Below are 13,696 nucleotides of genomic sequence, written 5' to 3'. Positions count from 1 at the left end.
GGGAACGCGCATAGCGCCGTGAAACAAGCCCCATCGCCAAACTTGAATCGCGCCCGGGCAGGATGCGGAATATTTCCCTTTACCTTCCCACGATGGGAAGATGCAGATGGTGAGGACGAAACAGGCTCAGCCCAAGGTTATCGTCATGCAAAATTCTGTAAAGAATAGAAAAAACTCAATGATCGGCGAGTCGTCGCTCACCATCCCGATCGAGGGGATGAGCTGTGCCTCCTGCGTCGGCAGGGTTGAGAAGTCGATCAATGCCGTCGAAGGCGTGCGCTCCGTCAGCGTCAATCTCGCCACGGAGCGGGCTACGGTCGTTGCTGCGGACGGGGTTGATCGCGCAAGCATTGCGAGCGCCGTCGAAGCAGCAGGCTACCATGTGCCATCCGAACGCTACGAACTAGCGGTCGAGGGCATGACCTGCGCCTCCTGCGTAGGCCGTGTCGAGGCGGCGCTGCGGGGCGTACCCGGTGTCGCCATGGCCAACGTCAACCTCGCCACCGAACGCGCAAGCGTGACAGGCAGCGCGGAGCCGCTCGCTCTGATCGCTGCGATCGCGGATGCGGGTTACGCAGCACGCATCCTTGCTGCCGGCAACGAGACTGCGGCAGCCGAAGCCGGCGAACGCAAGGTGGCCGAGCTAAAGGCGATCAAACGCGATCTGACGTTTGCCGCGATCCTGACCTTGCCGGTCTTTGTGCTCGAAATGGGCAGTCACACCATTCCCGGCGCGCATCGTCTGATCATGGCGACGATCGGGATGGAAAACAGCTGGATACTCCAGTTCGTTCTCACGTCGCTGGTTCTGGCGCTGCCCGGCCTGCGCTTCTTCAAGAAGGGTGTACCAGCCCTCTTGCGCCTCGCACCCGACATGAACTCACTGGTCGCAGTCGGAACCGCAGCCGCTTACGGCTATTCGCTTGTTGCGACCTTCGCACCCCGACTGCTGCCCGATGCCACGGTGAACGTCTATTACGAGGCGGCTGCGGTGATCGTCACCCTGATCCTGCTCGGACGCTATCTCGAGGCGCGGGCAAAGGGACGCACGTCGGAAGCCATCAAGCGCCTCATCGGTCTCCAGGCCCGGACCGCGCGGGTGCGGCGCAGCGGGGGGCTGGCGGAAGTGCCCGTCTCGGACGTCGCCGCAGGCGATATCGTCGACGTGCGACCGGGCGAACGTATCCCGGTCGATGGTGCCGTCGTCGAGGGGGAGAGTTTCGTCGACGAGGCCATGATCAGCGGCGAACCCATCCCCGTCGCCAAGGCTGCAGGCTCGGCTGTGGTGGGCGGCACCGTCAACCAGCAAGGCGCCCTTGCCCTGCGTGCAACCGCCGTGGGCGAGGCAACGATGCTCGCCCAGATCATCCGCATGGTGGAAGAGGCACAAGGCGCGAAACTGCCGATCCAGGCTCTGGTCGACAGGGTGACAATGTGGTTTGTCCCGGCGGTCTTCGCAGCCGCCGCGCTCACATTCCTTGCCTGGCTGGCCTTCGGACCACCGCCTGCGCTGACCTTCGCGCTGGTAAACGGCGTTGCGGTGCTGATCATCGCCTGCCCCTGCGCCATGGGGCTGGCCACACCCACCTCGATCATGGTCGGCACCGGGCGCGGTGCGGAATTGGGGGTCCTGTTCCGCAAGGGTGAGGCATTGCAATCGCTCAAGGACGCGAAGGTGATCGCGCTCGACAAGACCGGAACCCTTACCGAAGGCAAACCGACGCTCACCGACTTTGCCGTCGCCGACGGGTTCGAACGTGAAGATGTGCTGCGGCTGGTTGCAGCCGTCGAAGCGAAATCGGAGCACCCGATCGCGCGAGCCATCGTTGCGGCAGCCGAGGCCGGGATGCTGACTATCCCCGCGGCCGGAGACTTTCAGTCCCGGACCGGCCTCGGCGCTGAGGCGAATGTCGATGCCAAGCGTGTGCAGGTCGGCTCGCAGCGCTACATGGCCGAACTCGGCATCGGGACAGAGGGTTTTGCCGATCTCGCGCAGACGCTCGGGACGCAGGGCAAGTCGCCGCTTTATGCGGCAATCGCTGGCCGGCTTGCGGCAGTGATCGCAGTGTCCGATCCGATCAAGCCCAGCACCCCTGCAGCGATCAAGGCGTTCCATGCGCTTGGGCTCAAGGTTGCGATGATCACCGGTGACAACCGCCGGACAGCCGATGCCATCGCCCGCGAGCTCGGAATCGACGAAGTCGTCGCGGAGGTCCTGCCCGAAGGCAAGGTGGCGGCAGTCCGGCGCCTGAAGACAGCCTATGGCCACATCGCCTTCGTCGGCGACGGCATCAACGATGCACCGGCGCTGGCCGCCGCTGACGTCGGTCTTGCGGTTGGCACGGGCACTGACATCGCCATTGAATCCGCCGATATCGTCCTGATGTCTGGCCATCTCAACGGTGCGGCAACCGCCATTGCCTTGTCGCATGCGACCATCGGGAACATCCGGCAAAACCTGTTCTGGGCTTTTGCCTACAATATCGCACTCGTCCCGGTCGCCGCCGGTGCGCTTTACCCCGGCTGGGGCCTGCTCCTCTCGCCCGTGGTAGCGGCTGCTGCGATGGCGGCATCAAGCGTCTTCGTACTCGGCAATGCCCTGCGCCTTCGCCGCTTCAAGGCGCCGGCATGAGCGGTGCGGGTTTCGCTGCAATTGGACAAGGATGATCATCATGAATATCGGCCAGGCATCGCAGGCATCGGGCGTCTCGACCAAGATGATCCGGTACTACGAACAGATTGGGCTGATCCCGAAAGCGGATCGGCGGGATTCCGGATACCGCGACTATTCGCCTTCTGACGTGCACATGCTGTGCTTCATCCGCCGCGCGCGCGACCTCGGTTTTGCCGTGTCTGAGATCAACGATCTGCTCGGCCTGTGGCGCGATAAATCCCGCCACAGTGCGGATGTCATGCGCATCGCCAAGGCGCATATCGAACGGCTTCAGGAGCGCGCCCGCAGCCTTGAGGCAATGGCTGCAACGCTGGGCACGCTGGTTGCTTGCTGCCATGGCGACGATCGCCCTGACTGCCCGATCCTTGCCGATCTGGAAGAGCCGTCACTCATCGATTGGTCCGGCTTGAAGCCCTCCTCCGAAGGGGCCTTGCGGCGCCAGCCGTAGTCGGCGCCGGATCTGGGGCTCGGTCAGGCCGCAACCTTTTCCCGGGCCTCAGCAAGGGTGAGCACATGCCGCTGCATCGGATGTGGGCCTATTTGCCGCTTGTCCGTAGCGGCAAAAGCATACCGGCCAGCGCCAATCTGATCGCAGCAAATTGTTGAACCGCATGCATCGTCCATTGCGCATTGGCGCGGCCCTTGCGACATGCTGGGGCCATGACCGACGAAGAAGCCCACGAACTCTCGCAGCGCAGATTCTACAAGGCCGAGCAGGAAGCCGGCTTTGTCGAAAGCCACGAATACGTCACCCCGCAGCAGCAGGATCCGGCCTATCGGCTGGCCTTCCGCGACACCGATTTCCTGCTGCGCGAGGAACTGCGCCCGGTGCGCTTCCAGCTCGAGCTGCTCAAGCCCGAAATGCTGCTCGACGAGGCGGCGATCGGCTCGACGCTCGTGATGTATGGCTCGGCGCGCATTCCCGCACCAGAAGAGGCAGATGCCGTGCGCGCGGCGGCGAAGACGCCCGAGCAGCACAAGGTCGCCGAGCGGCTGATCGCCAAGGCCCGCTACTACGAGGAGGCGCGCAAGCTGGCGCAGATCGCCAGCCGCAGCGCGGTGGTGGAAGACGGCAAGCGCCACTTCGTGATCTGCTCGGGCGGCGGTCCCTCGATCATGGAAGCGGCCAATCGCGGCGCGGCGGACGTCGGCGCGGAATCGATCGGGCTCAACATCACGCTGCGCCACGAGCACACGCCCAATGCCTATGTGACGCCGCATCTTTCGTTCCAGTTCCACTATTTCGCGCTGCGCAAGATGCACTTCCTGCTCCGCGCGCGGGCGGTGGCGGCGTTCCCGGGCGGCTTCGGCACGTTCGACGAACTGTTCGAGCTGCTGACCTTGGTCCAGACGGGCAAGATGCAGCCGATCCCGATCCTGCTGTTTGGTGCGGATTTCTGGGGCCGCGTGGTCAACTTTGCCGCGCTGGCCGAGGAAGGTGTGATCAGCCCGGCTGACCTTGGCCTGTTCCACGTGGTCGAGACGGCGGAGGAAGCCTGGAGCCATATCACCGCATTCTACGGCCTCGATCTCGACTGACCGCCCCTAGGGGCAGTCCGCATGCCGTGCTTTCGCCCGTTCGGGCGATTGGTTGAGCCGGGAAAAGCCCTCAATGCCAACTAGATAGGTCAGCCATCCCTGCTGGCCCTGTTTGGCTAGGGCCCCGGCGCATGAAGCAGTTCCTGATCTTTGCGAAAATCTTTGCGTTCCTCAGCCTGCTGTTTGTGCCTTCGATTCTGCTGGTGCTGGGCTTGGGTTACTGGATCGGGGATACCAGAAGCGGGTTCTTCGGCTTCGTCGGCATAACCGTATTCCTGATCAATCTGATCCTTGTTCTCACCGGCGAACGCCGTGCGCGGCTGTGGCGCAAGCTGCTTGCGATTGCGGGGACGCGCGGCCGCAGCTGACACTTAGCGGATGGCGTAGTGCCCCAGCGGGCCGTGTCCTGCGCCGAAGCCGGGCGCCGCAAGCAGGGCGGCGCGCACGAACGCACGTGCTTCCGCCACCGCATCGGCGAGGGATAGCCCGCGCGCGAGGTGCGTGGCGATGGCGCTCGATAGTGTGCAGCCGGTGCCGTGGGTGTGGCGCGTTGCGATGCGCGGCGCGGTCCAGACCACATCCTCTTTGCCTGGCACCGCGAGCCGATCGGTCACATCGGGCCCTTCCGCATCGCCGCCCTTGGCAAGCCAGGCGATGCCCCGCGCGCGCAGGGCGACTGCGCCGCCGAGTGCGGCGAGTTCGGGCACGTTGGGCGTGGTGAGGGTGGCAAGCGCCATGAGCCGTTCGAACGCGGCGATAGTATCGGCGTCGGCCAGCGCAGCGCCGCTGGTGGCGATCATCACCGGATCAAATACGATCGGTACGGCAAGGCGCTCCAGCCGCTCCGCCACCACGGCGGCGATCCCGGGCGAACCGAGCATGCCGATCTTCACTGCGTCGACACCGAGATCGCTCGTGCAGGCATCGATCTGCGCGGCGACCATCGCGGGGCTGGCGGCCTCCACCATGGTGACGCCCGTCGTGTTCTGGGCCGTGAGCGCGGTAACGGCGGTCATCGCATAACCGCCGAGCATCGTGATCGTCTTGATATCGGCCTGAATGCCCGCGCCGCCGCCCGAATCCGAACCGGCGATGGCCAGGATTCTGGGGGCCACCCGGGGTGGCTGCGTCATTTTGCCTTGAACTTCCGCTCGGTCGAAGGCGGATACTTTGCGTGCAGCGCCTTGGCGCGGCTGGGGCGGTCCATCAGTTCGCCGCCGCAATTGGGGCAGCGATCATCGAGCGCTTCGGCGCATTCCGCGCAGAAGGTGCACTCGAACGAGCAGATGAATGCGCCCGGCGCCTCGGCCGGAAGGTCGGTACCGCAGCGTTCGCAATCGGGGCGCATGTCCAGCATCGGGGGTCCTCCTCAGGCGGCCTTGCGGACCGCGTCGCAGATCGCATCGACGACCTGCTCCACTTCGCGCGCGTCGTCGCCTTCGGCCATCACGCGGATGACGGGTTCGGTGCCCGAGGGGCGGATGACAAGGCGGCCCTTGCCGGCAAGCTGCGCCTCGGCCTCTGCGATCACCGCCTTGACGCTGGCGGCTTCGAGCGGCTTGCCGCCAGCGAAGCGCACGTTCTTCAGGAGCTGGGGCACGGGATCGAACAAGTGCAGCGTCTCGCTCGCGGGCTTGCCCGAAGCGACCAGCGCGGCGAGGACCTGCAGCGCAGCAACGGTGCCATCGCCAGTGGTGCCGTGGTCGGTCAGGATCATGTGGCCTGATTGTTCGCCGCCGACGTTGTAGCCGCCCTCGCGCATCTTCTCGAGCACATAGCGGTCACCGACCGAAGCGCGCACGAGTTCGAGGTCAAGGCTATTGAGGTACCGCTCCAGACCGAGGTTCGACATGACGGTGGCGACCACGCCGCCGCCGCGCAGTGTGCCCTGTGCATGGAGCCGGCCGCCGATCAGTGCCATGATCTGGTCGCCATCGACCGTCTGGCTCTTTTCGTCGACCACGATCAGCCGGTCCGCATCGCCATCGAGCGCGATGCCGATATCGGCGCGCACTTCGCGCACGCGGGCCTTGAGCGCATCGAGGTGTGTCGAGCCGACCCCGGCGTTGATGTTCTTGCCATTGGGCTCGACCCCGATGGCGATGACTTCGGCGCCAAGTTCCCACAGGGCAGAAGGGGCGACGTGGTAGGCCGCGCCATTCGCGCAATCGACCACGATGCGCAGGCCATCGAGCCGCACGTTGTGCGGGAGCGAGGCCTTGACCGCGTGGATATAGCGGCCGCGCGCATCCTCGATGCGGCGGGCGCGGCCGACGTCGTTCGCATCGGCGAGCGGCAGGTCCTGCTCGAGCATCGCCTCGATCGCGAGTTCGTCCTCGTCGGAAAGCTTGAAGCCATCAGGGCCGAACAGCTTGATGCCGTTGTCTTCGAACGGGTTGTGGCTGGCCGAGATCATCACGCCGACATCGGCGCGCATTTCGCGGGTGAGGAGGGCGACGGCCGGCGTGGGCATCGGCCCGAGCAGCACGACATCCATGCCGACGCTGGTGAAGCCCGCGGTCATCGCGTTCTCCAGCATGTAGCCGGAAAGCCGGGTGTCCTTGCCGATCACGACGCGGTGGCGGTGATCGCCGCGCAGGAAATAGGTGCCGGCCGCCTGGCCCACCTTCATCGCGGTGGCGGCGGTCATCACACCGGCGTTGGTCCGGCCCCGGATGCCGTCGGTGCCGAAGAATTTGCGTGCCATTGCCTGAAACAAGTCCCTTTGCGAAAGCGCTAGCGCAGCGCGGATTGCCATATGCCCCTACACGCTTAATGTCACCGCCCGATGAACCAACCGATTAACGATATGTCATCCGCCGGTGAGGCGGGTTCCTCCGGCACCCTGCCTGAAATCACCCGGGTGCCCACCTTGTGGACCTTTGTCGGGCTGATCGCGGGCCTCGGGCTGGGGCTCCTGCTCACCATGCGCGCGCCGGGCGCGCTGGCACCGGCGCTGGCAGTGGCAGAGCCGCTGGGCGACATGTGGCTGCGGGCGCTCCGCGCCACGATCATTCCGCTGGTCGTCTCGCTGCTGTTCATGGGCATGGTGCAGACTGTCGCGGCGGCCCGTGCGGGTGCGATGGCGCGGCGCGCGCTCGGCTGGTTCTATCTGATCCTTGCGGGCGGTTCGGCGATGGCCGCTTTCGTGGTGCCCGCACTCCTCGCGCTGATCCCCAGCCCGCCGGGCGCGGCCGAGGCGCTGCGATCGAGCATGTCCGCTGCCACGGCGCAGAATGCCGGGCCGCTGCCGGGGGCGGGCGATTTCGTGGCCTCGTTCGTGCCCGCCAATGTCTTTGCGTCTGCCGCGAACGATGCGATCCTGCCGCTGCTGCTGTTCACAGCGGCTTTCGCGGTCGCTGCCGCGCGGCTCGGCCTGCGCCAGCGCGACAGCCTGCTGACGTTCTTCGAAGGCGTGGGCGGGGCAACGCTGATCGTGGTCGGCTGGATCCTGTGGACCGCGCCGGTCGGCGTCTTTGCCCTGAGCTTTGCGGTCGCGGCGCATACCGGGGCGGCGGCAATCGGCGCGCTGGCGCACTATGTGCTGATCGTCACGCTGACGGGGACGGTGATGTTCCTCAGCGCCTATCCCATCGCCGTGCTGTTCGGCCGGCAGCCGTTGGGAGCCTTCGCCCGCGCAGTGATCCCGGCGCAGGCGCTGGCGCTTTCGACGCAGTCTTCGCTGGCCTCGCTTCCCGCGATGCTCGGCGCCTGCCGCCAGCTCGGCATTAGAGATCGCGCGGCCGAGTTTACCTTGCCGCTGGCGGTTGCGCTGTTTCGCGGCACCGGCCCGGCAATGAACTTTGCCGTCGCGATCTACCTTGCGCACTGGCTCGGCATTCCGGTTGATACCTGGCACATGGTGGCTGGTTTCGCGGTCGCCTCGGTGATGAGCTTTGGCGCGGTGAGCCTGCCCGGCGCGATCAGCCTCGTCACATCGTGCGGGCCGATTGCGCTGGCGATGGGCGTACCGGTGGGGCCGCTGGCGCTGCTGGTGGCGGTGGAAGTGCTGCCCGATCTCATGCGAACGCTGGGCAATGTGACGCTCGACGTTGCCGTCACGGCGGTAGTCGATGCGATGCCGGGGCTGGACGACGAGCCCGCTAGCGACTGAGCCCTGAAGCGGGCCGGAACAGCGGCTCTCCGAGCAGGAAGCCGATCACGTTGGGGCGACCGAGGTTGTCGAGCATGGCCTCGATGATGAGCAGGATCGGTACGGAGAGCAGCGCGCCGGGTACGCCCCAGATCCACGAGAAATAGCTGATCGCGACGAGGATCGAGACCGGGCTCACCGTCAGCCGCGCGCCGAGAATCGCGGGCGTCACGAAGTTTGCCTCGATCGCGTGGAGGCCCATGAAGGCGAGCATCGGGACAAAGCCCACGGACATCGAGCTTGCCGTGCCGAGCCCGACCAGCCCGAGCAAGGCCATCATCGCCAGCGGGCCGAGGTAGGGCAGGAAATTGAACACGAAGGCGAGGCCGCCCCACATGATCGGCGCACTGAGGCCGAAAGCATAGGCGCCGCAAGCGACGATCACGCCAATGCCGAGGTTGATCAGCGCGACGGTGAGCAGATAGCCAGCCACACGGTCCTGCACATCGCGCATCACGCGGGCGATGCGCACCGAGGCGTTCACGCTGTCGCCGTCGCGCGCAAGGCGGCGGCGGACGCGCAGGCGCGTTTCGATCATGAAGAAGGTCATCAGCAGGGTGACCAGCGTCTCGAGCACCAGGCTCGGCGTGGCGAAGGCAACCTGCTCGATCACCGAGGGGCTGGCGAGCACGACCTCGCGCGGGCTGTGTCCGAGCAGGCGCGCAAGCTGGCGGTTGAAATCGTTGATCCACGCGAGGTTGCCGCGCCATTCCGCAAAGCGGCGGCTGACCACTGTCAGCATGTCCGGCACCTGATCGACCATGGCGAAGGCCGGCTGAAGGATCAGCGCGAGGGCGAGGACGATGACGCCGGCCATCGTCAGCATCGCGAGAAGTGCGGCAAGCATGTCGGGCAGGCCAAGGCGGCACATGCGGTCTGCGAGCGGGGCAAGGATGATCGTGATGACGACGGCGGAGACCGGCGGCAGGAACACCACCGAACCGATCGAAAGCACGAAGGGCAGCGCGAGGAACAGCCCGGCCATGAGCAGCAGCACGATCGCCGATTGCAGCCGCGCGCGCGTATCGCCCGCCCACTCATCGGGGAGGCGGGACACGGCGGTGCCGGGTTCCAGTTCGGGATCGGGCATGTCGGCCATCTCGCGCCGCTATCTGGACCCCGCGTGTGGCGGGATCAAGGCGGGAGATGCGCGTTTGCGATGAGCGAGGCGCGAAGCGCGCGGAAGTGCGGGGGCCGGTGCCGCGACCGAGCCGTCTGTTTCGCTTAGAGCCCCTTGCCGTAGATCACGTATTCCTTGTTGACCTTGCTTTCGATGGCATCGGCGATGGCGACCATCCCCTGATTGTCATCGAGGATCCAGCCGATCTCGCCGCGCGTGGAGCCATAGCGCGTCACCGAATTGCGGCGGATGTATTCGATCATCATGAAGGCGAGCTGGCTGGCAAGGCGCGAGGACTGAAGCCTCTTGCGCACGCCCATCAGCGGCACGCGCATGGTGCGCACGCGCGGATTGCGCAGCCACAAGAGCAGCTTGGCCCAGTTGAACGGGAACAGCGAGCCGCCCATCGGCTTCAGCACTTCATTGAGATCGGGCAGCGTCATCATGAACGCCACCGGCTCGCCGTCGTACTCGGCGATCATGATCAGATCCTCGCGCACGATCGGTTTGAACTTCTTGCCGGCGTAGGCGATCTCGGTGTCGGTGAAGGGGACGAAGCCCCAGTTGTCCGACCAGGCATCGTTGAGGATATCGAGGATCAGCTTGGCCTCGGCATCGAACTTGCTCTTGTCCACGCCGCGGATGCGGATGCGCGGGTTCTTCTCGCCCGAAGCGACAATGCGCTGGATGAGCGGGGGGAATTCCCTGGTGATGTCGAGCTCGTAGGTGAGCAGCGATTTGGCATGGGTATAGCCCAGCGCTTCGATATAGGCGGGGTAGCGCTTGCTTTGGTGACCCATCATGACCGTGGGCGATTGTTCGAAGCCGCGCACGAGCTGGCCGGGCTCCTCCCAGATCGACATCGAGATCGGGGCCAGCACGCGGTTCATGCCCTTCTCGCGCAGCCAGTCTTCCGCGCGGGTGATCAGTGCGCGCGCCGTCGCCTCGTCTTCGGCCTCAAGCAGGCCCCAGTTGCCCGTGCCCGGACCCATGCCCTGCACCGGGTCCATCGCGACGGCGAGGTGATCGATATGCGCCGAGATGCGGCCAACCACCTTGCCAGCACGGCGCGCGAGGAACAGCTGCACATCTGCGTGCTCGAAGAACGGGTTCTTGCCGGGCGTGACAAGCTCCACCGCTTCCATGCGCAGCGGCGGGACCCACGCGGGATCGCTCGCGTTGATGCTGTAGGCGAGGTCCACAAAGGCAGTGCGGTCGGCCTTGCCGGAAACCGGGGTGATGACTACTTCGCCGCCAGCGTTTGAATGGGCATTGTCTGGAGTTCCGGCCACGATCTTGCCTTTGTTTGGAAGTACTAGGAAAAAATGCAGGGCTTGCCTGCGTTGGCCCGGGTCGGATTGTCAAGCGGACACGGCTCAAAGGGTCTCTGGACAAGCGGTTCAAGGTCTATCAGGCACTCTCGGGTCAATCAGGAAACACGCATGCTCGCCTCTCCTTCGATCGAAACGGCCCCGCAGCCGAAGGCCGATGCGTCTGGCGACGCCGCGATCCTCGCGCGCACGCCGGACGACAAGGCCATGCTGCGCGCCGCGGTCGAATTGACGCGCGATCTGGGCGAGGCCAGCCCTGCGATCTTCTGGCCTGACATGCTCGCTTCGGCGCTGACGGGCTATGCCGCGCTGGCCGGGGCGATCCTTGCCACCAATGGGTGGCTCGCTGTGGCCTGCGGCGTGCTGTCGGCGCTCGCCTTCTACCGTGCGCTGCTGTTCATCCACGAGCTTTCGCATATCCACCGCAATGCGCTGCCCGGCTTCCGCTTCGTGTGGAACCTGATCGTCGGCATTCCGATGCTCACGCCTTCGTTCATGTATGAGGGCGTCCACCCGCTGCACCATGCACGCACGCGCTATGGCACCGCGGAGGACCCCGAATACCTGCCGCTCGCGCTGATGAAGCCGTGGTCGCTGCCGGTGTTTCTGCTGACTGCGCTGCTGCTGCCGGTCGCGCTGCTGGTGCGTTCGGCTGTGCTCGTGCCGCTAGGCGCGATCATCCCGCCGCTGCGCTGGCTGGTCTGGGCGCGCGCCTCGGCGCTGGCGATCAACCCGGCCTTTCGCCGCCGCCCGCCGGAGGGTGACTTTGCGCGGATGGTGTTCTGGCAGGAGTTCGGCGCGTCCGCCTGGGCGTGGTTCCTGCTCGGCTGGTCGGCCACGCATGGCTGGCGCCCGCTGCTGATCGGCATCGCGGTGATCGCGCTCGGCGCCGTGCTCAATCAGGCGCGCACGCTGGTCGCGCACCTGTGGGAGAACGAGGGCGAGACGATGACGGTGACGGGGCAGTACCTCGATTCGGTCAACGTGCCGCCGCCGGGCTGGCTGACGGTGCTGTGGGCGCCGGTTGGCCTGCGCTATCATGCGCTGCACCACTTGCTGCCAAGCGTGCCCTATCACGCGCTGGGTGAAGCGCATCGCCGCCTGAGCGCAGAGCTCGGCATGGGCTCGACCTATACCCGTTCGAGCTATGCCGGGCTGTTCCCGCTGCTCGGCCGGCTGGTGCGCAGCACGATGACCGCACGCTAACGCGTGACGGCGACGTAGATCCCGACGGCGATCACGAGCAGGGCAAACCCGCGCTCGACAAGGCCGCGCCGGGCCGCGAGATGGCGCGCACCGGCGAGGCCCAGCGCCGCACCGCCGAGGCCGCCGATCACCAGCACAGCGACCAGCGGCCAGGCAACCAGTCCCGACACGGCGTACGAGGTGGCGGTCGTCGCCCCCAGCGCGGCAACGACCACGAGCGAGGTGCCGGCGGCGTTGCGCATCGGCATGGCTGTCGCCGCGATCAGGCCGGGCACGATCAGGAACCCGCCGCCGATCCCGAAGAAGCCTGCGAGGAGGCCGGTGCCAAACCCGATCGGGATGAGGCGGGGAAGCAAGTGAGCCGCGCTGGTGCGAGTCAGGCGCACATCGGCGCGCTCCTCGCCGCGGCGCGGGCGCAGCATGGCAAGGCCTACGCCGATCATGAGGAGACCGAAGAGCAGGAGCAGATGCCGCCCGTCGAGCGCCTTGCCCACTTCTGCCCCGATGGCCGCGCCAATCACGCCTGAAACTGCAAAAACGCCCGCGCAGCGCCACTTGACCGTACCAGCGCGGGCGTGGCCGACGAGGCTGACGAGGGCATTGAGCGTGACTGCGACCGCGCTGGTCCCCACTGCGGCATGGGCCGAACCCACGCCGACCACATAGATCAGCAGCGGAGTCATCAGGATCGATCCGCCCGCACCCAGCCCGGCCAGGATCAAGCCGATCAGCCCGCCACTGACGAGTGCTGCGAGGAGCGTGGCAAGCGGCATGGGATCAGGCCGCCGCGCGCCGGTTCCATGGCATCGCTGCGAGAAGCTTGGCCATGCCGCACCATCCCGTGGTGCCGGCGAACATCAGGCCTGCGCCGACAAAGGCAGAAAGGCCAAGGAAGGCCGGGCTGAACAGGAAGCCCAGCACCACGCCGAGGACGACCAGCGCGCCAGCCGTGATCTGCACTTGCCGCATGATCTCGAGCGGAGCCTTGCGGTCTTCCGCAACTGGCAGCCCGGCGGCACGCCACGCATCGAGCCCGCCCTCAAGCAGATAGGCCGGACAATCGCTCGCTTGTGCAAGCTGGCTGGCATTGGCCGTGGTGCGCATGCCACTGCGGCAGTGATAGACCACCGCCGGTGCATCGCCGACGCGGCCGAGGGAGTCGATCGGCCGGTTCTCGGAGCCGGGAATGCGGGCGCGGGCATATTCGTCCGGCGAGCGGATATCGATCAGGCGCGCGCCGCCAGCCACAAGCCGGCGGGCTTCAGCGGGGGTGATCTTGGGCAGGGTCATGGTTTCAATCCTCGGTGCAATAGAGCTGGTAGAGCGTGGCCAGCAGCGCTTCGATGCGGCTGTCGGCGATCCGGTAGCGCAGCACTTGCGCCTCCCGCGTGAAGGCGACGAGGCCATCCTCGCGCAGCCGGGCGAGGTGCTGCGAGAGTGCGGACTGCGAAAGCCCGACGCGCTGTGCGATTTCGCCAACCTTCATTTCGCCCGCTTCGACCAGCGAGCAAAGCACCATCAGCCGGTGCGGATTGGCGAGCTCGCGCAGGACGGCCGCGACCTTGGTGGCGTTGGCTTCAAACGTGGCGGTGTCGAGGGGTGGATGGATCGTCATGAGTGCCTTATATCAGGACTTGCTAATTTAGCAATACCTAATATAAAGGTGCCTCGAA

14 protein-coding genes are annotated in these 13,696 nt (G+C 66.1%); 6 read left to right on the top strand and 8 right to left on the bottom strand.

The genetic code is table 11. The features are described 5' to 3' along the window. Positions 1–178 precede the first annotated feature (178 nt). The 4 genes from Q0082_RS15605 (at position 179) to Q0082_RS15590 (ending at position 4,581) form a co-directional block, all read left to right on the top strand. Entirely contained in the window at positions 179–2,632 is a 2,454-nt protein-coding gene (locus Q0082_RS15605) for a heavy metal translocating P-type ATPase (RefSeq protein WP_298194382.1), read from the top strand. A 40-nt stretch (positions 2,633–2,672) separates the two neighbouring features. Continuing rightward, a complete protein-coding gene (gene cueR, locus Q0082_RS15600) occupies positions 2,673–3,122 on the top strand; it encodes a Cu(I)-responsive transcriptional regulator (RefSeq protein ID WP_298194380.1) in 450 nt (149 codons plus the stop codon). A gap of 212 nt (positions 3,123–3,334) precedes the next feature. Beyond that, the gene (locus Q0082_RS15595) at positions 3,335–4,213 is read left to right on the top strand and encodes an LOG family protein (RefSeq protein ID WP_298194378.1); all 879 of its coding nucleotides are present in this window, start codon (positions 3,335–3,337) and stop codon (positions 4,211–4,213) included. A 131-nt stretch (positions 4,214–4,344) separates the two neighbouring features. Beyond that, entirely contained in the window at positions 4,345–4,581 is a 237-nt protein-coding gene (locus Q0082_RS15590; protein WP_298194377.1) for a hypothetical protein, read from the top strand. Between the two features lie 3 nt (positions 4,582–4,584). Here the strand turns inward: Q0082_RS15590 and thiD are convergent, their stop codons facing one another. Genes thiD through glmM form a run of 3 tightly spaced genes read right to left on the bottom strand, consistent with a single transcriptional unit; the run spans position 4,585 to position 6,920 of the window. Further along, positions 4,585–5,346, bottom strand: coding sequence for a bifunctional hydroxymethylpyrimidine kinase/phosphomethylpyrimidine kinase (thiD, locus tag Q0082_RS15585; protein ID WP_298194375.1), 762 nt, complete (start codon positions 5,344–5,346; stop codon positions 4,585–4,587). Next, entirely contained in the window at positions 5,343–5,570 is a 228-nt protein-coding gene (locus Q0082_RS15580; protein WP_298194373.1) for a DUF1272 domain-containing protein, read from the bottom strand. Before Q0082_RS15580 ends, thiD begins: the two co-directional genes overlap by 4 nt. A 12-nt stretch (positions 5,571–5,582) precedes the next feature. Further along, the gene (glmM, locus tag Q0082_RS15575) at positions 5,583–6,920 is read right to left on the bottom strand and encodes a phosphoglucosamine mutase (RefSeq protein ID WP_298194372.1); all 1,338 of its coding nucleotides are present in this window, start codon (positions 6,918–6,920) and stop codon (positions 5,583–5,585) included. A gap of 81 nt (positions 6,921–7,001) precedes the next feature. Here glmM and Q0082_RS15570 point away from each other — a divergent pair, with 81 nt between their 5' ends. Then, positions 7,002–8,327, top strand: a complete 1,326-nt coding sequence (locus Q0082_RS15570) for a cation:dicarboxylase symporter family transporter (protein WP_298194370.1) — start codon at positions 7,002–7,004, stop codon at positions 8,325–8,327. On the opposite strand, the gene Q0082_RS15565 is transcribed toward Q0082_RS15570, so the two are convergent. Together Q0082_RS15565 and Q0082_RS15560 are read right to left on the bottom strand one after the other, a co-directional pair. Next, positions 8,317–9,465, bottom strand: a complete 1,149-nt coding sequence (locus Q0082_RS15565) for an AI-2E family transporter (protein ID WP_298194368.1) — start codon at positions 9,463–9,465, stop codon at positions 8,317–8,319. The two genes, Q0082_RS15570 and Q0082_RS15565, sit on opposite strands and share 11 nt — an antisense overlap. A gap of 125 nt (positions 9,466–9,590) precedes the next feature. Continuing rightward, positions 9,591–10,778, bottom strand: coding sequence for an N-acetyltransferase (locus tag Q0082_RS15560; protein ID WP_298194366.1), 1,188 nt, complete (start codon positions 10,776–10,778; stop codon positions 9,591–9,593). A 150-nt stretch (positions 10,779–10,928) separates the two neighbouring features. On the opposite strand from Q0082_RS15560, the gene Q0082_RS15555 reads away from it, so the two are divergent. Beyond that, positions 10,929–12,023: a fatty acid desaturase gene (locus Q0082_RS15555; RefSeq protein WP_298194364.1), complete on the top strand. Its 1,095-nt coding sequence runs from the start codon at positions 10,929–10,931 to the stop codon at positions 12,021–12,023. Here the strand turns inward: Q0082_RS15555 and Q0082_RS15550 are convergent. From Q0082_RS15550 to Q0082_RS15540, 3 genes are read right to left on the bottom strand one after another with little or no spacing between them, the layout of a single operon-like run. Then, on the bottom strand, positions 12,020–12,796 hold the full coding sequence (locus Q0082_RS15550) for a sulfite exporter TauE/SafE family protein (protein WP_298194362.1): 777 nt from the start codon (positions 12,794–12,796) through the stop codon (positions 12,020–12,022). The genes Q0082_RS15555 and Q0082_RS15550 overlap by 4 nt on opposite strands. A gap of 4 nt (positions 12,797–12,800) precedes the next feature. Next, positions 12,801–13,313 carry a rhodanese family protein gene (locus tag Q0082_RS15545; RefSeq protein WP_298194360.1) on the bottom strand — a complete coding sequence of 171 codons (513 nt, stop codon included), beginning with the start codon at positions 13,311–13,313 and terminating at the stop codon, positions 12,801–12,803. 4 nt (positions 13,314–13,317) lie between these two features. Further along, positions 13,318–13,638, bottom strand: coding sequence for a metalloregulator ArsR/SmtB family transcription factor (locus Q0082_RS15540; protein WP_298194358.1), 321 nt, complete (start codon positions 13,636–13,638; stop codon positions 13,318–13,320). Positions 13,639–13,696: the final 58 nt, after the last annotated feature.

Origin of the sequence: Novosphingobium sp. (genome assembly GCF_027489515.1) — a bacterium.
Classification (GTDB): domain Bacteria; phylum Pseudomonadota; class Alphaproteobacteria; order Sphingomonadales; family Sphingomonadaceae; genus Novosphingobium.
Note: the sequence above shows the minus strand (reverse complement) of the source record. Positions and strands in the feature narration are given on the sequence as shown.